At 73.4% G+C, this 19489-nt stretch carries 12 protein-coding genes and 1 pseudogene; 8 read left to right on the forward strand and 5 right to left on the reverse strand.

Annotation, left to right across the window (positions count from 1 at the left end; all coding sequences use genetic code 11):
• The 4 genes and pseudogenes from IE94_RS0132985 to IE94_RS0133000 form a co-directional block, all read right to left on the reverse strand.
• Positions 1-276, reverse strand: a pseudogene (locus IE94_RS0132985) (sigma-70 family RNA polymerase sigma factor); the annotation flags it as partial.
• Entirely contained in the window at positions 266-1594 is a 1329-nt protein-coding gene (locus IE94_RS0132990) for a sensor histidine kinase (protein WP_245235367.1), read from the reverse strand. The pseudogene IE94_RS0132985 and the gene IE94_RS0132990, both read right to left, overlap by 11 nt.
• Before the next feature lie 38 nt (positions 1595-1632).
• Positions 1633-2382, reverse strand: coding sequence for an ABC transporter permease (locus IE94_RS0132995; RefSeq protein WP_030191768.1), 750 nt, complete (start codon positions 2380-2382; stop codon positions 1633-1635).
• The gene (locus IE94_RS0133000) at positions 2379-3281 is read right to left on the reverse strand and encodes an ABC transporter ATP-binding protein (RefSeq protein ID WP_030191771.1); all 903 of its coding nucleotides are present in this window, start codon (positions 3279-3281) and stop codon (positions 2379-2381) included. Before IE94_RS0133000 ends, IE94_RS0132995 begins: the two co-directional genes overlap by 4 nt.
• A 169-nt stretch (positions 3282-3450) precedes the next feature.
• Between IE94_RS0133000 and IE94_RS0133005 the strand changes: the two genes are divergently transcribed.
• The 7 genes from IE94_RS0133005 to IE94_RS0133035 all read left to right on the forward strand — a co-directional run bounded on the left by IE94_RS0133005 (position 3451) and on the right by IE94_RS0133035 (position 15807).
• Positions 3451-5376, forward strand: coding sequence for an ABC transporter ATP-binding protein (locus IE94_RS0133005; protein WP_030191773.1), 1926 nt, complete (start codon positions 3451-3453; stop codon positions 5374-5376).
• Positions 5373-7250 carry an ABC transporter ATP-binding protein gene (locus IE94_RS0133010; RefSeq protein WP_030191783.1) on the forward strand — a complete coding sequence of 626 codons (1878 nt, stop codon included), beginning with the start codon at positions 5373-5375 and terminating at the stop codon, positions 7248-7250. Before IE94_RS0133005 ends, IE94_RS0133010 begins: the two co-directional genes overlap by 4 nt.
• Entirely contained in the window at positions 7247-9133 is a 1887-nt protein-coding gene (locus IE94_RS0133015) for an ABC transporter transmembrane domain-containing protein (protein WP_030191786.1), read from the forward strand. The genes IE94_RS0133010 and IE94_RS0133015 overlap by 4 nt, the downstream gene beginning before the upstream one ends.
• Positions 9130-10896, forward strand: a complete 1767-nt coding sequence (locus IE94_RS0133020) for an ABC transporter ATP-binding protein (protein ID WP_030191788.1) — start codon at positions 9130-9132, stop codon at positions 10894-10896. Before IE94_RS0133015 ends, IE94_RS0133020 begins: the two co-directional genes overlap by 4 nt.
• A gap of 296 nt (positions 10897-11192) precedes the next feature.
• Positions 11193-13247, forward strand: coding sequence for a M4 family metallopeptidase (locus IE94_RS0133025; RefSeq protein WP_030191799.1), 2055 nt, complete (start codon positions 11193-11195; stop codon positions 13245-13247).
• A gap of 323 nt (positions 13248-13570) precedes the next feature.
• Positions 13571-15220 carry a M4 family metallopeptidase gene (locus tag IE94_RS0133030; protein ID WP_030191802.1) on the forward strand — a complete coding sequence of 550 codons (1650 nt, stop codon included), beginning with the start codon at positions 13571-13573 and terminating at the stop codon, positions 15218-15220.
• A gap of 80 nt (positions 15221-15300) precedes the next feature.
• Positions 15301-15807 (forward strand): DUF1990 domain-containing protein, encoded by a 507-nt coding sequence (locus IE94_RS0133035; protein ID WP_030191804.1) that lies wholly within the window; start codon positions 15301-15303, stop codon positions 15805-15807.
• 39 nt (positions 15808-15846) lie between these two features.
• On the opposite strand, the gene IE94_RS0133040 is transcribed toward IE94_RS0133035, so the two are convergent.
• On the reverse strand, positions 15847-18465 hold the full coding sequence (locus IE94_RS0133040; protein WP_030191806.1) for a glycosyltransferase family 1 protein: 2619 nt from the start codon (positions 18463-18465) through the stop codon (positions 15847-15849).
• Positions 18466-18879: 414 nt separating this feature from the next.
• Between IE94_RS0133040 and IE94_RS0133045 the strand changes: the two genes are divergently transcribed.
• Positions 18880-19489, forward strand: a 610-nt coding sequence (locus IE94_RS0133045) for a maltotransferase domain-containing protein (protein WP_030191807.1), incomplete at its 3' end; no start/stop codon positions are given.

Here is a 19489-nt window from a genome sequence, read left to right on the forward strand (position 1 = left end):
GGTCGCGGGGGCGGGGGTCGCGGGGGCGTCGGTCACGGGGTTGGCCGTCGTCGGGTCGGCGGTCACGGGGTCGTCGGGCGCGGGGCCGGCCGTCGTCGGGGCGTCGGGCACGGCGTCGTCGGTCACGGGGGCGGCCGTCGTCGGCGCGACGGGCACGGCGTCGTCGGGCGCGGCGTCGGCCGTCGTCGGGGCGTCGGTCACGGTGTCGTCGGGCGCGGGGGCGGCCGTCGTCGGGGCGACGGTCACGGCGTCGTCGGGCGCGGCGTCATCGGTCATGGCGGACCAACGGTACGCGAGCCGAGAGGGCCGTGCCGTGCCCCGGCTCCGCCTCCACGGTGAGTGAACCGGCGATGCGCTCGGCGCGGGCCCGCATGCCGTCGAGGCCGAAGCCGCCGACGGGGGTGCGCTCCCGCGCGGTCAGCGGGTCGAAGCCCCGGCCGTCGTCGCGGATGTCGAGGGTGACCTCGTCGCCCATGTAGGAGAGGGTGACGCCGACCCGGTCGGCGGCGGCGTGCCGGGCCGTGTTGGACAGGGCCTCCTCGGCGATGCGCAGCAGCGTGGCGGCGAGCTCGTCGTGGAGGTGCTCGGCGGTGCCGGTGACGGTGAACCGGGCCCGGACGCCGGTGCGCTCGCCCCACTCGGTCACCGTCTTCTTCAGCGCGTCCGGCAGCCCGTCGTCGGCCAGCGCGACCGGCGAGAGGTTGTGCACGGAGCGGCGGGCCTCGCCGAGGCTGTGCCGGGCCAGAGCGAGGGCCCGGTCCAGGTGCTCGCGGCCGAGCGCGGGGTCCTGGGCGGCCCCCACGACCTGGAGCTGGGCGATGATGCCGGTCAGGCCCTGGGCGAGGGTGTCGTGGATCTCGGCGGCCAGCCGCCTGCGCTCGTCGGCGACGCCGGCCTCCCGGGCCTGGACGAGGAGCTGGGCGTGCAGCGCGGCGTTCTCGTCGAGCGCCTGTTGCAGGGCGGTGTTGGTGCGCTCCAGTTCGGCGATGGTCTCGACGCGGGCCCGGCCGCGGGCCTCCTCCAGCGCGGCGAAGTGGGCGAAGAGGGCCACCAGCATGCTGTTGACGGTGAGGATCGCGCCGAAGAGCACCCACCCCATGACCCCGCGGGGCGGCAGCCCGCCGGACTGCGAACCGGCGAGGGTGACGGCGGTGGCGAACAGTCCGGCCCGGCACAGTCTGCGCGGCAGCAGGTACTGGGCGCCGAAGTAGCCGATGACCGCGTAGAAGGCGAAGAGCGGGTTCAGCCAGGTGAGCGCGAAGCCCAGGACCCAGCGGACGGCGTAGTAGCAGGTCCCGGACCGGGACGGTTCGGGGCGGGTGCGCGCCGCCCGGTTCCACCACAGCTGGAGCACGACGGCCGCGCCGATCAGGGCGCCGCTCGCCCGGCGTTCGCCGGTGGTCATGCCGATGGCGTCGGCGGCCGACCAGGCGACCAGGGTCCCGACGGCCAGCAGCGCGTACGGACCCCAGCGGTGGAACGCCGCCCACCGTTCGTCGACCGCCGCCGTCCCGGTCCCGCTCCCGGTCCCGCTCCCGGTCGCGGATCCGGTCGCGGATCCGGTCGCGGCGTCCGTGGTCCCCGTGGTCTCCATGGCGTCATTGTCGAGCACGCCGCCGCCCGCCCCCACCCTCATTCCCAGCGGAACCAGCGCGAGGCGGCAGCCGTGAGGAGCGCGGTCCAGGCGACCAGCACCGCCAGGTGGGACCAGTCCGGCCAGTCGCCCGCCGCCGCCTCGTTGAGGGCCTGGGCCGCCGCGCCGAACGGGGTCCAGCCGACGATGCGGGCCAGCAGGTCCGGCATGGCCTGCACCGGCAGCCACACGCCCGCGCAGAACATCGCCGGGAACAGCGCGGCCGACCCGATCGCACCGGCGATCTTCGTGGTGCGGGAGAGCGCGGAGAGCACCGCCCCCAGGGAGAGCGCGGCGAGCACGGCCAGCAGCAGCGCCAGGAGGTAGCCGAGGGGCTGTTCGGGCAGGGAGACGTCGAAGGCGAGCCGGCCGACCGCGACCGCCAGCAGGGCCGAGCCGAGGGCGGCCCCGCCGCACACCACCATCTGGGCCGTCAGCAGCGCCGCCGGGCGCACCGGTGTGGCGGACATCCGGCGCAGGATCCCGCGCTCCCGGTAGCCGGTCAGGACCTGCGGCATGCCCTGGAGGCCGCCGACGGTCAGGCCCAGCAGTACGGCCACCGGCACGTAGGCGTCGACCGGGCGCAGTCCGTCGAAGGAGGGGTCGGCCTCGCGGAAGGACGGGATGGAGCCGAGGATCACCAGCAGCAGGGTCGGGAACGCCAGCATCCAGAACAGGGCGCCGGGTTCCCGGCGGAACAGGCGCAGCTCGGTGCGGAGGACGGCGGTGTCGAGGACGTCGGTCTTCATGCGGTGGTCTCCGTGAGGTCCAGGAAGGCGTCGTCCAGCGTGGTGTCGGTGACCCGGAGCTGGTGGGCGGTGACGCGGGTGCGGGCGAGCAGGGTGATGACGGCGTTGACCGTCTCGTCCGTGCCGGACAGCGTGACGCGGGCGTCCTTGAGGTCGACGGAGGCGAGTTGGGGCAGCGCGCGCAGGTCCGCCTCGTCCAGCGGCGCGGACGGGGTGAAGCTGATGACGGTGGCGCCCGCCGAACGCCGGATCAGCCCGGCCGGGGTGTCCAGCGCGGCGACGCGGCCCCGGTCGATCACCGCGATCCGGTCGCACAGCCGCTGGGCCTCCTCCATGAAGTGGGTGACCAGCAGGACCGTGACCCCGCCCGCGCGGATGTCCTCGATCAGCTGCCAGGTCTCGCGGCGGGCGCGCGGGTCGAGCCCGGTGGTCAGCTCGTCCAGGACGACCACGCGGGGGGCGCCGACCAGCGCGAGCGCGACGAACAGGCGCTGTTTCTGACCGCCGGAGAGCCTCGCGAACCGGGTGTCCAGCATCGGGGCGAGGTCGAGCCGCTCGGCGAGCGGGCGCCAGTCGGCCGGCCTGGGGTAGAAGGCGGCGTACAGCTCAAGGGCCTCGCGGACGGTGAGCTTGGGCTGGAGCTCGCTCCGCTGGAGCTGGGCGCCGAGGACCTCGGCGACCCGCCGGTGGTCGGCGACGGGGTCGAGCCCGGTGACCCGGACCCGGCCGGCGTCGGGGACCCGCAGTCCCCCGACGCACTCGACGGTGGTGGTCTTGCCGGCGCCGTTGGGCCCGAGGACGCCGAAGATCTCGCCCTCCTCGACGGTGAAGGACACACCGTCGACGACGGGGCGGCCGCCGTAGGACTTGCGCAGGTCGGTGACTTCGATGACGGACATGGCACCAGCGTCCCGTCGGCCGGGGGCCCGGCGCATCGGCCGACGCGCTCGAAGGCGCATCAGCCGATCGGCCGATGCTCCCCTACGACCCGGCGGGGCCTCCCCGCGACCCCGGCGGGCGCGAAAACTCGGTAGGCAGTGTCAGTGGTGAACCGTAGGCTCGCTGCTGATGTCCACGAAACCTGCCCCCACCACGGATCTCGCTCCCGACCCCGCTCCGGAAGCCGCCCAGGACCCCGCCGAGAGGCATTCCACCGTACGTGCCCTGCTGCGGTTGTGGCCCTATGTGCGGCCGGTGCGCGCACGGTTGGGCACGGCCGCGGCGATAGCGATCCTCGCCTCCTGCGTGGGGCTGGTGATCCCGCTCGTCCTGAAGTGGATGGTGGACGGACCGGTCGCCGACCGCGATCCGGCGGGCGTGTGGCTCGGGGCGCTGTACCTGCTGCTGCTCGGGCTGGCGGAGGCGCTGCTGTTCGGGTTCCGGCGGTGGCTGGTGGCCCGGCCGCTGGCGGGGGTCGAGGCGGGGATGCGCGCGGACCTGTACCGGCACCTGCAGCGCCTGCCGGTGGCCTTCCACGACCGCTGGGCCTCGGGGCAGCTGCTCTCCCGCGGGACGACGGACCTGATGCTGCTCCGCATGTTCCTCGCCTTCCCGCTGACGTTCCTGCTGGTCAACGGCGTGACGATTCTGATCGGCGTGGGCATCATGCTGGTCCAGGACTGGACGCTGGGGCTGGTCATCCTCGGGCCGGCCATCCCGGTGATGATCACCTGCGGGATCTTCGAGAAGAAGTACTCGGCGGTGGCGCGGCGCGCGCAGGACCAGGTCGGGGATCTGACGACCGTGGTCGAGGAGAGCGTGCTCGGCATCCGGATCATCAAGGGCTTCGGACGGCACCGCAGCCAGGCCCGCGCCTTCCACGAGCTGTCGCACACGCTGCGGGGCACGGAGCTGCGCAAGGCGCGGCTGCTGGCGGCCATCTGGGCGGTCATCGTGACGCTGCCCGAGGTGGCGATCGGCGCGGCCCTGGTCGTCGGGGCGGTGCAGGTGGCGGACGGGGCGCTGTCGGCGGGGACGCTGGTGGCCTTCCTGTCCACGGCGCTGGCGCTGCGGTGGCCGGTGGAGTCCATCGGCTTCCTGCTGGCGATGAGCCAGGAGGCGGCGACGGCCACGGACCGGTACTTCGAGGTGATGGACGCGGAGGTGGAGGCCGACCCGGTCGCGGAGGTGGAGGCCGACCCGGTCGCGGAGGCTCGTGCCGCTGAGGGCGCCTCCCGGGACGTTCGGCCACGGGGTGAGGCGCGGCTGCCCGCGGCGGCGGGTGGTCTGCGCTTCGAGCACGTCCGGTTCCGTTACCCCGACGCCGCCCCCGGCTCCACGCCGCTCCTGACCGACATCGACCTGCACATCCGCCCCGGTGAGTCCATGGCCCTGGTCGGTGCCACCGGCAGCGGCAAGACGACGCTGACGGCGCTCGTGCCGCGCCTGCACGAGGTCACCGAGGGCCGGATCACGCTGGACGGTGCGGACATCGCCACCCTGTCCCGCCGGGAGCTGCGCTCGATGGTCGCCGTGGCCTTCGAGGAGCCCACCCTCTTCTCGGCCACCGTCGGTGAGAACGTGCTGATGGGGGCCGGCGAGGGCGCCGGCGAGAAGGAGCTGGACCGGGCTCTGGCCATCGCGCAGGCCGACTTCGCGCACGCGCTCCCCGAGGGCACCGGCACCCAGGTCGGCGAGCAGGGCCTCAGCCTCTCCGGCGGCCAGCGTCAGCGCCTGGCGCTCGCGCGGGCGGTGGTGGGCAGGCCGAGGTTCCTGGTCCTGGACGATCCGCTGTCCGCGCTGGACGTGCACACGGAGGCCGCCGTGGAGGCCGCCCTGCGGCAGGTCCTCGCGGACACCACCGCGCTGATCGTGGCCCACCGCCCCTCCACCGTGCTGCTCGCCGACCGCGTCGCCCTGCTCTCGGAGGGCCGCATCGCCGCCGTCGGCACCCATCACGAACTGCTGCGCACCAACGCCGAGTACGCCCATCTGATGTCCGGTCTGGACGGGCACGGAGACGACGAGGGATTCCAGGGAGGGGACGGCCGATGACCGCGCCGACGGCCACCGCGCCGGAGAGGGACCAGCCGGAGGACCCGCACGGGGGTCCGGCCGAGGCGGCGGTCCGCGCCGCCGACGACGCCTTCGACCGGGACGTCCTGCCCAGCCCGCCGGGCGCCACCGGCGCTCTGCTGCGCTCCCTGCTGGCGCCCAGGAAGGCCCGCGTCGTCCTCACCGTCCTCCTGCTGCTGCTCCAGCAGGCGGCCGTGCAGGCGGGCCCGCTGCTGGTGGCGTACGCCATCGACCACGCCGTGCCGGCCCTGCGCGACGACGACCACGGGCCGCTGATCGCGGTGGGCGCCGGCTACCTGCTGTGCTCGCTGGCGGCGGGCGCCCTCCAGTACGCCTTCATCGCCGCCGCGGCCCGCGTCAACCAGGACGTGCTGCTCGACCTGCGGGGCCGTATCTTCCGGCACGCGCAGGCGCTGAGCGTCGACTTCCACGAGCGCTACACCTCGGGCCGTCTCATCTCCCGCTCCACCACGGACGTGGAGTCCCTGCGCGAACTGCTCGACGAGGGGCTCCAGGAGCTGGTGACGGTCATCCTGTCCTTCGTCTACATCGCCGCGCTGCTGCTCTGGCTGGACTGGGGCCTGGGCGCCGTGGCGGTGGCGTCGTTCGTGCCGCTGTACGCGCTGGTGCGGCTCTACCAGCGGCGCGCGGGACGGGTGTACCGCAAGCGGTCCACGGCGATCGCGGCGGTGATCGTGAAGTTCGTGGAGACCATGAACGGCATCCGGCCGGTGCGCGCCTTCCGCCGGGAGGCCGCCAACGACGCCGACTTCGCGGTGCTGAACCACCGGCACGAACGCACCAACGGCGACGCCCTGCTGGAGATGGCCCGGTACGTGGTCGGCTCCCGCCTGGTCGCCAACACCGCCGTCGCGGGCATCGTGCTGTGGGGGGCCTACCGGGTCGCGGACGGCACGCTCGCGCTCGGTGTGCTGGCGGCGGCGGTGCTGTACCTGCGCCGGCTGTACGACCCGATCGACCGGCTGGGCATGTTCCTGAACTCGTACCAGTCGGCGGCGGCCTCGCTGGAGAAGATCGCCGGGCTGCTGGCCCAGACGCCGTCGGTGCCGGAGCCGGCCGCGCCCAAGGAGCTGCCGCCGCCGGCGTCCGAGCATCCCGGCCGCGAGGTCGTCTTCGACTCGGTGAGCTTCGGCTACCGCACCGGGGGCGAGGTGCTGCCGCGCTTCTCACTGACGCTGCCGGCCGGGCAGACGGTCGCCGTCGTGGGCTCGACCGGCGCGGGCAAGTCGACGCTCGCCAAGCTGCTCGCCCGGTTCTACGACCCCTCCGCCGGACGGGTCCTGCTGGACGGGACCGACCTGCGCGACCTGGCCGTGCCCGAACTGCGGCGCGGGGTGGTGATGGTGACGCAGGAGGCGTTCCTGTTCTCCGGCACGGTCGCCGACAACATCGCCGTCGGCCGTCCGGAGGCGACGCGGGAGGAGATCGAGCGGGCCGCGAAGGCGATCGGCGCCCATGACTTCATCGCCGCGCTGCCGGACGGCTACGACACCGACGTCCGCAAGCGGGGCGGTCGCATCTCCGCCGGTCAGCGGCAGCTCGTGGGGTTCGCGCGGGCCCTGCTGGCGGATCCGGCGGTGCTGATCCTGGACGAGGCGACCAGTTCGCTGGACATCCCCGGGGAGCGGGCGGTGCAGCGGGCGATGGCGACGGTGCTGAAGGGCCGTACGGCGGTCGTCATCGCGCACCGGCTGTCCACCGTGGAGATCGCCGACCGGGTGCTGGTGATGGAGCACGGCCGGATCGTCGAGGACGGCACTCCGGACGAACTGATCGCGGGCACGGGCCGGTTCGCGGATCTGCACCGGGCCTGGCGGGACAGCCTGGCGTGAGGATCGACGCGTACGAGGACCCCGGCACACCGGACCGCCGGGGCGGCTGGCGGTATCTGGCGTGGCTCGTCCGGCGGCAGTGGCCGCGGTGCCTGGCGGGGGCGGTGCTCGCCAGCGCCTGGATGGTGCTGCTGGCGGCGACGCCGTACCTGATGGCCCGGGCGGTCGACCACGGCCTGGTGCCGGGTGACCTGGGCGCCCTGGCGGGCTGGACGGGCGCCATGGTGGCCGTCGGCGCGGTCAACGCGTGGCTGGGGATGCTGCGGCACCGCACGATGACGAAGGTCCGCATGGACGCCAACTTCCGCACCGTCAAGGTGGTCGTCGGGCAGGCGACCCGGCTCGGCGCGGCGCTGCGCGGGCAGGTGGGGACCGGTGAGGTCGTCACCATCGGCGTGGGCGACGTGCAGACCATCAGCACGACCCTGACCGCCGTGGGGCCGGGCATCGGCGCGATCGTCGCCTACGCGGCGGTCGGCGGGCTGATGCTGTCCGTGTCGACCGGGCTCGCCCTGGTGGTGCTGCTCGGGGTGCCGGTGCTCGGGGTGCTCCTCGGCCCGCTCATGGGACGGTTGCAGGGCCGGGAGGCCGAGTACCGCGAGCGGCAGTCCGTGCTGACCGCGCGGATCGGCGACCTCGCGGGCGGACTGCGGGTGCTGAACGGGCTGGGCGGCAAGGGCCTGGTCGCGGACGCCTTCCGCCGGGACTCGGCCCGGCTGCGCGCACAGGGCTACCGGGTCGGCGCGGTGACCAGCTGGATCCAGGCCCTCGGGGTGGGGCTGCCGATGCTGTTCCTGGCCCTGGTGACCTGGCTGGGCGCCCGGCAGGCCGCACAGGGGCACATCAGCGTGGGCGAGCTGGTCTCGGTGTACGGCTATGTCGTCGCGCTGGGCTGGCCGGTGGCGTTCCTCATCGAGATGGGCCACCAGCTCAGCCGCGGCGTGGTGGCCGCCCGCCGCGTCGTCGCCTTCCTGCACCTGGAACCGGCACCCGACGACGGCACCCGGGACGCCCCCGCGGAACCCTCGGTGCTCCACGACCCGGCCTCGGGCGTACGGATCGCCCCCGGCCGCCTGACCGCCCTGGTCACGAGCCGCCCCTCCGACGCCACCGACGTCCTGGACCGCCTGGCCCGCTACGCCCCCTCCGACGCGACCTGGGGAGACGTCCCCCTGACCGACATCCCCCTCCCCCAGATCCGCGCCCGCATCCTGGTCGCGGACCCGGAGGCAGACCTCTTCGCAGGCACCCTGAGCGATGTCGTGGGCGTTCCGGAAGCGGGTCCCAGCGGCGCGGGCGGTGTCGATGTGCGCCACCGCCGCGCGGGCGCGACAAGCCACGACACACCCGCAGACGCCGATGCGGTCGCAGAAACAGAAGCAGACGCATACACATACACATACACATACGCAGACACGGACACGGAACGACCGCCCGGGGCAGACGGGTTGGCGAAGCTCACCGCCGCCCTCCACGCGGCCGCGGCCGAAGACGTCGTCCGCGCCCTCCCCGAGGGACTGGACACCCGGGTCGCGGCCCAGGCGCGCGACCTGTCGGGTGGCCAACGCCAGCGCATCCGCCTGGCGAGGGCCCTTCTGACCGACCCCGAAGTACTCCTCGCCGCCGAACCCACCTCCGCCCTGGACGCCCACACGGAGGCCACCGTCGCCGACCGTCTCAAGCGGGCCCGCCAGGGCCGGACCACCGTGCTGGCCGCCACCTCACCCCTCCTCCTCGCCCGCGCGGACGTCGTGCACCACCTGGTCGACGGCAAGGTCGCGGCGAGCGGCACGCACCGCGAACTCCTGGACACCGAACCGGGGTACCGCGCCCTGGTCGCGCGGGACGACGAGGGCACCGAAGAAGGGGCAGCGGCCCGATGACACAGCTGCCCGTCGCCGAGCGCGCCGACGTCCGCCGGGCCGCGGCCGGCCTCGTGCGCGCCGACCGGAGGTCCTTCGCACTCGTCCTGGTGCTCAACGCTCTGGCCGCCATGACCGGGCTCGCGGGTCCGTGGCTGCTGGGCCGGATCGTCGACGAGGTGCGCGGCGGGCGCGGCGTGGACGCCGTGGACCGGCTGGCCCTCGCCATCCTGCTGTGCTCGCTGGCGCAGTTGCTGCTGGCCCGCTGGGCGCGGTACGTGGGGCACCGGTTCGGGGAGCGGACGCTCGCACGGGTGCGGGAGCGGTACGTGGAGCGGGTGCTCGCGCTGCCCGCGTCGGTGGTGGAGCGGGCGGGGACCGGGGACCTGACGACCCGCGGCACCGCCGACGTCACCACGGTCGGCACGACGCTGCGCGACGCCGGTCCGGACCTGCTGGTGAACGCGGTGCAGGCGCTGTTCCTCATGGGCGCGGTGTTCGTGCTGGACCCGCTGCTCGGCCTGGTCGGGGTCCTCGGGCTGTCGCCGGCCTGGCTGGCGCTGCGCTGGTACCTGCGGCGGGCGCGGGCCGGGTACCTGGCCGAGGGCGCGGCCACCTCGGACGTCGCCGAGAGCCTGGCCGCGACGGTGGCCGGGGCCCGCACGGTCGAGGCGTTCGGGCTGGCGGAGCGGCGCGTGGCGTCGAACCGCGAGACGCTGGAGGTCTCGCGGCGCTCCCGGTTCAGGACGCTGTTCCTGCGCAGTGTGTTCTTCCCCGCGGTGGACATCTCCTACGTCCTTCCCGTGGCGGGCGTACTGCTGCTCGGCGGGGTGTCGCACGCGCACGGGTCGGTGAGCCTCGGCGCGGTGGTGTCCTGCGCCGTGTACCTCCAGCAGCTGACCGGACCGCTGGACGAGGTGCTGATGCGGGTCGAGCAACTGCAGGCCGGTGCCGCCTCCTTCGCCCGGGTGGAGGGTCTGGCGCGGGCGCCGCGGGCGAGGCCGGACGAGGCGGCGGTGCCCGCGGACGACCGGATCGACGTGTCCGGTGTGCGGTACGCCTACGAGCGGGGCGGGGAGGTGCTGCGCGGGGTGGACCTGACCGTGCGGCCGGGCGAGCGGCTGGCGGTCGTCGGTCCCTCGGGGGCCGGCAAGACCACGCTGAGCCGGCTGCTGGCGGGCGTCGACGCGCCGACCCGCGGCTCGGTGACGGTGGGCGGGGTGCCCGTGGTCGCCCTGGACCCGGAGCGGCTGCGCCGTCAGGTGGTGCTGGTCACCCAGGAGCACCACGTGTTCCTGGGGACGGTCCGCGACAACCTGCTGATCGCCGAACCGGGGGCCACCGACGAGGAGTTGTGGGCGGCGCTCGCCGCCGTGGGCGCCGAGGGGTGGGTGCGGGAGCTGCCCGGCGGCCTCGACGCCGAGCTGGGGGCGAAGGAGGACGCGCACTCCACGGACGGCTCGCAGGCCCAGCAGCTCGCCCTGGCCCGGGTGGTGCTGGCCGACCCGCACACGCTGATCCTGGACGAGGCCACGGCCCTGCTGGACCCGACGACGGCCCGGCACACGGAGCGGGCGCTGGCCGCCGTACTGAAGGGACGTACGGTCATCGCCATCGCGCACCGCCTGCACACCGCGCACGACGCCGACCGGGTGGCGGTGATGGAGGACGGCCTGCTGACCGAACTGGGCACGCACGACGCGCTGGTGGCGGCGGGCGGGACGTACGCGGCCCTGTGGGGGTCCTGGCACGGGGAGCCGGTGGCCGACCGGGCCACCGGCTGAGCGGACGGGCGGCGGCCCGCCGAGAATGCCGGCAGGCGAAGATTCCGTTTATCGAACGTGAACGCCCGGTCAACGAACCAAATCCAGCCAACTTACTGACGCGCCCCTGACAAGTAGCGCTTTCTCCTGCCACTCTTCCGTCGGCCCTCCACAGCGCCCCCACAGCTTCCCCACGAGTGCTGTGCAGCGGCCGGCTCGTAGCACGTGGTTTCTGCGTACACAGTTCCGCCCGGGCGGCCACCCGCCGCCCGGTCTCCCCGGCCGCGTGATCCGCGGCCACGCAGAAGGAGTCAGTGTTGAGCAGCAGCACTCCCCACAGACGCACCTCCCACACCCCTTCCGCCGCGTCCTCGCGCCGCACCACGCATCGGCGGGCCGCGGCCGTCGCGCTGGCCGGTGTCGCGGCGCTGATCGCCACGGCGGTCCAGTCCGGCACCGCCACCGCGGCCCCCGAGCCGACCCCCGCCAAGGGCGCCGAGCTGGTCCGGCTCACCCCGTCCCAGCGCGCGGAACTGATCCGCGACGCCAGCGCCGCCACGGCGAAGACCGCCGACGACCTGGGCCTGGGCGCCAAGGAGAAACTGGTCGTCCGCGACGTGCTCAAGGACCGCGACGGCACCCTGCACACCCGCTACGAGCGCACCTACGACGGTCTGCCCGTCCTCGGCGGCGACCTCGTGGTGGCCGGTGGGGCGGGGAAGGCGGAGCAGGTCGTGAAGGCCACGGCCAAGGCCATCAAGCCGGCCACCGTGACGCCGAAGATCTCCGCCGCGAAGGCCGAGGCCCAGGCCGTGTCGGCCGCGAAGGCCGCCGGGGCCGAGCAGCCGGACGCCGACCGCGCCCCGCGCAAGGTAATCTGGGCGGCGAACGGCACCCCGGTCCTCGCCTACGAGACGGTCGTCGGCGGCCTCCAGGAGGACGGCACCCCGAACGAGCTGCACGTCATCACCGACGCCGCCACCGGCGCCAAGCTGTACGAGTACCAGGCCATCGAGAACGGCACCGGCAACACGATGTACAGCGGCACGGTGACGCTGGGCACCGCCCAGTCGGGCTCGTCGTACACGCTGACCGACACGGCGCGCGGCAACCACAAGACGTACAACCTCAACCGCGGCACCTCCGGCACCGGGACGCTCTTCTCCGGCTCCGACGACACCTGGGGCAACGGAACCGCCTCCAACGCGGAGACCGCCGGCGCCGACGCCCACTACGGGGCCGCGCTGACCTGGGACTACTACAAGAACGTGCAGGGCCGGTCCGGCATCCGCGGCGACGGTGTGGGCGCCTACTCCCGGGTCCACTACGGCAACAACTACGTCAACGCCTTCTGGTCCGACAGCTGCTTCTGCATGACCTACGGCGACGGCTCGGGCAACACCAACCCGCTCACCTCCATCGACGTGGCCGCGCACGAGATGACCCACGGCGTCACGTCCAACACCGCGGGACTCAACTACAGCGGCGAGTCCGGCGGACTGAACGAGGCCACGTCCGACATCTTCGGCGCGTCGGTCGAGTTCTACGCCAACAACTCCTCGGACGTCGGTGACTACCTCATCGGCGAGGAGATCAACATCAACGGGGACGGCACCCCGCTGCGCTACATGGACAAGCCCAGCAAGGACGGGGCGTCCAAGGACTACTGGTACTCGGGGATCGGCGGGGTGGACGTCCACTACTCGTCGGGCCCGGCGAACCACTTCTTCTACCTGCTGAGCGAGGGCAGCGGCACCAAGACCATCAACGGTGTCACCTACAACTCGCCCACCTCGGACGGCCTCCCGGTCACCGGCATCGGCCGCGCCAAGGCGGAGAAGATCTGGTTCCGCGCGCTGACCACCAAGTTCACCTCGACCACCAACTACGCGGGCGCCCGCACCGGCACCCTCGCGGCGGCCGGTGAGCTGTACGGCACCGACAGCGCCGAGTACACCGCGGTGGCGAACGCGTGGGCGGGCATCAGCGTCGGCTCCCGGCCGGGCGGCGGCGGCCCCGGCGGCGGCACCACGTTCGAGAGCACCACGGACGTGAACATCCCCGACTACGGGTCCGCGGTGACCTCGTCCCTCACCGTCTCGGGACGCACCGGCAACGCGCCGAGCAACCTCCAGGTGGGCGTGGACATCGTGCACACCTGGCGCGGTGACCTCCAGATCGACCTGGTCGCGCCCGACGGGTCGACCTACCGCCTGAAGAACAGCGGCAACGACCCGGCGGCGGACGTGCACGAGACCTACACGGTCAACGCCTCCTCCGAATCGGCCAACGGCACCTGGAAACTGCGCGTCCAGGACCTGGGTCCGGCGGACACCGGCTACATCGACGCCTGGCGGCTCACCTTCCCGTAGGCCGGCCGGCCCGCGGGTGCGCCACCCTCAAGTCGGGGCGCCGCTCCGGAGGTTCGACTCCTCCGGCGCGGCGCCCTCTCCATGTCCGGCCCGACCGACGGTTTTTGCCGACTGCTTACGCACGCCTTGTTGCCGCTTGACCGAGGTCACACGGCCTTCACATTCCCGCACCCCACCCCCGGCCGACTGTTTTCGGCCAACATCATCGCGCCCTCCTGACATGTACGCGACTTCGGTGTCAGTCTTCCGTCACCCACAGCACCACTTCGCAGCAACCGGCCGGACACCCCACGCCGACCGGATCCCCCACCGAAGGAGCTCGTGTGTCCTCCCTCTTCACGCGCCACAAGCGGACCACCCTGGCCCTGGCCACGGCGGTCGCCGCCGGAGCGATGCTCACCACCGGTCTGACCGCGGGCAACGCCGCCGCCGACAGCACCGCGCCGTCGGCCCTCCCGGGCGCCCCCGTCCTGCTCTCGGGCACCGCCCGCAGCGCGCTCATACAGGAGCAGCAGGCGGGCGCGGCCGGCACCGCCCGGGAGATCGGCCTCGGCGCCAAGGAGAAGCTGGTCGTCAAGGACGTGGTCAAGGACCGCGACGGCTCCGTGCACACCCGCTACGAGCGCACCTACGACGGCCTGCCCGTCCTCGGCGGCGACCTCGTCGTGCACCGCTCGGAGTCCGGCGCCACCAGAGGCGTCACCAGGGCGACGAAGGCCGCCGTCGAGGTCGCCACCGTCACCCCGAAGGTGAAGGCGGCCCGGGCCGAGCAGCAGGCACTGGCCGCCGCCGAGGACGCCGGATCGTCGAGGACCGCGGCCGACTTGGCGCCCCGCAAGGTGATCTGGGCCGCCCACGGCAAGCCCGTGCTCGCCTACGAGACCGTGGTCGGCGGCCTCCAGGACGACGGCACCCCGAACGAGCTGCACGTCATCACCGACGCCACCACCGGCGCCGAGCTGTACGCGTACCAGGGCATCGAGACCGGCTCCGGCAAGAGCCTCTACTCGGGCACGGTCTCGCTCGGCACCACCAAGTCGGGCTCGTCGTACCAGCTCTACGACACCGGGCGCGGCGGCCACAAGACGTACAACCTCGCCCGCAAGACCTCCGGCACCGGCACCCTGTTCACCGACGCCGACGACACCTGGGGCACCGGCGCCGCCTCCAGCGACCCCCAGGACCAGACCGCAGCCGTCGACGCCGCCTACGGCGCCCAGGTCACCTGGGACTTCTACAAGGACAGTTTCGGCCGCAGCGGCATCAAGAACGACGGCAAGGCGGCCTACTCCCGCGTCCACTACGGCAGCAACTACGTCAACGCCTTCTGGTCCGACAGCTGCTTCTGCATGACCTACGGCGACGGCACGGGCAACACCAACCCGCTGACCTCGCTGGACGTGGCCGGGCACGAGATGAGCCACGGCGTCACCTCCAACACCGCGGGACTCAACTACAGCGGCGAGTCCGGCGGCCTCAACGAGGCGACCAGCGACATCTTCGGCACCGGCGTGGAGTACTTCGCGAACAACTCCGCCGACAAGGGCGACTACCTCATCGGCGAGAAGATCGACATCAACGGGGACGGCACCCCGCTGCGCTACATGGACAAGCCCAGCAAGGACGGCGCGTCCAAGGACTACTGGTCCTCCGGCCTCGGCGGCGTCGACGTGCACTACTCGTCCGGCCCCGCCAACCACTTCTTCTTCCTGCTGGCCGTGGGCAGCGGGGCGCGGACGGTCGACGGGGTGAGCTACAACTCCCCGACCTCCGACGGCTCCACCGTCACCGGCATCGGCCGCGCCAAGGCGCTGCAGATCTGGTACAAGGCGCTGACCGCGTACATGACGTCGACGACCAACTACAAGGCGGCCCGCACGGCGACCCTGAACGCGGCCTCCGACCTGTACGGCTCGTCCAGCACCGAGTACAAGACGGTGGCCGCGGCCTGGACCGCGATCAACGTGAACTGACCGGAGGGACCGAGGCGCCAACACGGCGGGGCGGCACCCGGAACCTGCGATTCCCGGGTGCCGCCCTACTCTTGATGACCATGTCCTTCACGTACGACGACGTCGGCGCCACCCGCGAGCAGCACCACTGCCCGCCCGGCTTCCGTCCCCTGCACGTACGCACCCGCCTCGGGGAGGGCGAACCGGTGTTCCGGCGGGCGGCCGAGGCCGTCCTCACCTGGGAGATGCACCGCGCGATGGGCGTCGGCATCGAGGCGGGCGCGGAGCGGGCCGCGCCCGGCGTCGACGTCACCGTCACCCTGGCCGGAATGATCAAGGCACCCTGCCGGGTGGTGTGGACCCTGGAGGAGCCGCGCCGGGCCGGCTGGGCCTACGGCACGCTGCCCGGCCACCCGGAGTCCGGCGAGGAGGCCTTCGTGGTGGACCGCACGGGCGACGGGACGGTGTGGCTGACCGTGCACGCCTTCAGCCGCCCCGCCACGTGGTACGCCAAGGCCGGAGGACCGGCGGCCCGCGCCTTCCAGCACGCCTACGCCCGCCGGTGCGGCACCGTCCTGCGGCGGCTGAGCGGCGGCGACGAGGACTGAGCCCCGCCCCCGTCGTCCACCGCCCCGCGGGCGCGGTGCTCACCGCATCAGCAGCCCCGCCGCCTCCACCAGCTCGCCCGAGGGCACCGCGACCAGGCCGGGCTCCACAGCGGACGCCAGCAGCCGGTGCGCGGGCAGGACCCGCACCGTGTAGCCGAAGGGACCGGTCCGGTCCAGGACGAGCGGGCCCTCGTACACCCAGCGGCCCTCCAGGTCCGGACCGCCCACCGGCTTCAGCGGCACCTTCGCCGCGTCGGTGATCCGGTCCTCGGAGTCCACCCGGCCGGAGACCGCCTGCACCTCCACGTCCTCGGGGGCCAGATCGCCGAGCCTCACCCGTACCCGCAGCCCGAGGGTGGCGCCGAGTTCGGCACCGGCGGTGGCGGCGGACGTCTGAACGTGGTCGACGCTCACCCCGGGCCAGGCCGCCCGCACCCGCGCCTTCCACTCGGCGAGCTCGCGCGCGGAGTCCGGGTCCATCGCGCGGTGCGCCTCGGCGGCCGGGGCGTAGAGCCGCTCGACGTACTCGCGGACCATGCGGCCGGCCAGCACCTTCGGGCCGAGCAGGCTGAGCGTCCTGCGCACCATCTCCAGCCACCGGTCCGGCAGCCCGCTCGCGCCCCGCTCGTAGAAGCGCGGGGTGATCCGCTGCTCCAGCAGGTCGTAGAGGGCGTTGGCCTCTATGGCGTCGCGCCGGTCCGGGTCGGTGCCGACGCCGTCGGCGGTGGGGATCGCCCAGCCGAAGTCGGGCTGGTACCACTCGTCCCACCAGCCGTCCAGGACCGAAAGGTTGAGGCAGCCGTTGAGCGCCGCCTTCATGCCGGAGGTGCCGCAGGCCTCCAGCGGGCGCAGCGGGTTGTTCAGCCAGATGTCGCAGCCCGGGTAGAGCTTCTGCGCCATCGCCATGCCGTAGTCCGGCAGGAACACGATGCGGTGCCGCACCCGCGGGTCGTCGGTGAACCGCACCAGCTCCTGCACCAGCCGCTTGCCGCCCTCGTCCGCCGGGTGCGCCTTGCCCGCCACGACGATCTGGACCGGCCGCTCGGAATGCAGCAGCAGGTCCATCAGCCGGTCCCGGTCGCGCAGCATCAGCGTGAGCCGCTTGTAGGAGGGGACGCGCCGCGCGAAGCCGATGGTGAGCACGTCCGGGTCGAGGACGTCGTCGATCCAGCCCAGCTCGGCCGTCCCCGCGCCGCGCTGCCGCCAGGAGGCGCGCAGCCGCTCGCGCACCTCCTCGACGAGCTGTTCGCGCAGGGTGCGGCGCAGCTCCCAGATGTCCTGGTCGGGGATGTCGGCGACCGAGTCCCAGCGGTCCGAGCCGCCGACGGCCAGCGCGTCCTCGGCCCGCTGCACGCCGATCTGCCGGGCACCGAGCCGGAACACCTCGGGGGCCACCCAGGTCGGTGCGTGCACGCCGTTGGTGACGGAGGTGATCGGCACCTCTTCGGCGTCGAAGCCGGGCCACAGTCCGGCGAACATGCCCCGGCTGACCCCGCCGTGCAGCAGGGACACGCCGTTGGCGCGCTGGGCCAGGCGCAGGCCCATCACGGCCATGTTGAAGAGGTTCGGCTCGCCGCCGGGGTAGGTCTCCATGCCGAGTCTGAGGACGCGTTCGACGTCGATGCGCGGGAGTTCGGCGCCGGGGCCGAAGTGGCGGGCGACCAGTTCGCGGTCGAAGCGGTCGATGCCGGCCGGGACCGGGGTGTGGGTGGTGAAGACGGTGCCGGCCCGCACCGCCTCCAGCGCGGCACCGAACTCCAGGCCCTGGTCGCACAGTTCGGCGATGCGCTCCAGCCCGAGGAAGCCGGCGTGGCCCTCGTTGGTGTGGAACACCTCCGGCTCGGCGTGGCCGGTGAGCCGGCAGTAGGTGCGCACCGCCCGGACACCTCCTATGCCGAGCAGCATCTCCTGGAGGAGCCGGTGCTCGCTGCCGCCGCCGTAGAGCCGGTCGGTGACGCCGCGTTCGCCGCCTTCGTTCTCCTCGACGTCGGAGTCGAGGAGCAGCAGCGGCACCCGGCCGACCTGGGCCAGCCAGATGCGGGCCCGCAACTCCCGGCCGTCGGGCAGCGCCAGGGCGACGTGGGCGGGGGTGCCGTCGCTCTCCTTGAGCGGGGCCAGCGGCAGTTCGTGGGGGTCCAGGACGGGGTAGTGCTCCTGCTGCCAGCCGTCGCGGGAGAGGGACTGGCGGAAGTAGCCGTGGCGGTAGAGCAGGCCCACGCCGACGAGCGGCACCCCCAGGTCGCTGGCCGCCTTGAGGTGGTCGCCGGCCAGGATGCCGAGGCCGCCGGAGTACTGGGGCAGCGCGGCGGTGATGCCGAACTCGGGCGAGAAGTAGGCCACGGCGGCCGGGAGCCGGCCCGGCTGGGCCTGGTACCAGCGGTCGTCGGTCATGTAGTGGTCGAGGTCGTCGGCCACCGCGGTCAGCCGGCGCCGAAAGCGCCGGTCCTCGGCCAGCTCCGCGAGGCGCGCGGGCGGCACGGTGCCGAGCAGCCGTACCGGGTCACGGCCGGACGCGGTCCAGCACTCGGGGTCGACGGACTGGAAGAGGTCGCGGGTCTCCGGGTGCCAGGACCAGCGCAGGTTGCGGGCCAGATCACTGAGCGGCCGGAGGGGGTCGGGGAGAACGGGACGGACGGTCAGTCGACGGATCGCCTTCACCCGGACGACGTTACCGCGCGATGTGTCCCTTGTTGGGGCCTTCGCCCACCGGCCTCCGATTCGGCCTGAACGGCCTCGTCCTCGTTCACCGGACGGGCTAACACCCACGGCGTGTCGGTGCGGTGCGGCGATATGGCCGGATCTTTCCCCCTCGGCCTTCTTGTGGCGGTTCGGCCCACGAGGAAAGCTGCACATGTCGCGACGCCCGCTGATTGCGGGCGCGACATCCGGGAAAGCGACGGTCAGATGGCCGCGCGTGTCGCGTTGTCGACATACGCGCGAGTAGTTAACAAAGTGCCGGATTGCCCACCGGAAGAGTGTGGGAAGGCTCCTGCGGTACGCCCCGCACGCACCTCGCAGGACCCACCTCACCTAAGTCATCCGCCCATCCAGTTGACGCGGACAGGAGCGGTCATGCCCGCCACGTACCACTCGTCAGCATCCCCCGCGGAGAGCACCACCGTCGTCGGGCGCATCCCCGTCCTGGACGTCCGTCCGGTCGTCCAACGGGGGCGCAGACCGGCCAAGGCCGTCACCGGCGAGTCGTTCGAGATCTCCGCGACCGTGTTCCGCGAGGGGCACGACGCGGTGGCCGCCAACGTCGTCCTGCGGGATCCCCGCGGCCGGCCGGGCCCCTGGACGCCGATGCGGGAGCTGGCCCCGGGCACCGACCGCTGGGGCGCCACCGTCACCGCGGACGCGACCGGACTGTGGTCGTACACGGTGGAGGGGTGGAGCGATCCGGTCACCACCTGGCGGCACACCGCCCGGATCAAGATCCCGGCGGGGCTGGACACGGACCTGGTCCTGGAGGAGGGTGCCCGGCTGTACGAGCGGGCCGCCGCCGAGGTGCCCGGGAGCGGGGACCGGCGCGCGCTGCTGGCCGCCGTCGACGCGCTGCGGGACGAGAGCAGGCCGGCCGCGTCCCGGCTGGCGGCGGCGTTGACGCCGGAGGTGGACGCGGTCCTGGCCCGCCATCCGCTGCGGGACCTGGTCACCTCCTCCGAGCCGCTGCCCCTGCTCG

Origin of the sequence: Streptomyces violaceorubidus (genome assembly GCF_000717995.1) — a bacterium.
In the GTDB taxonomy this organism is placed as follows: domain Bacteria; phylum Actinomycetota; class Actinomycetes; order Streptomycetales; family Streptomycetaceae; genus Streptomyces; species Streptomyces violaceorubidus.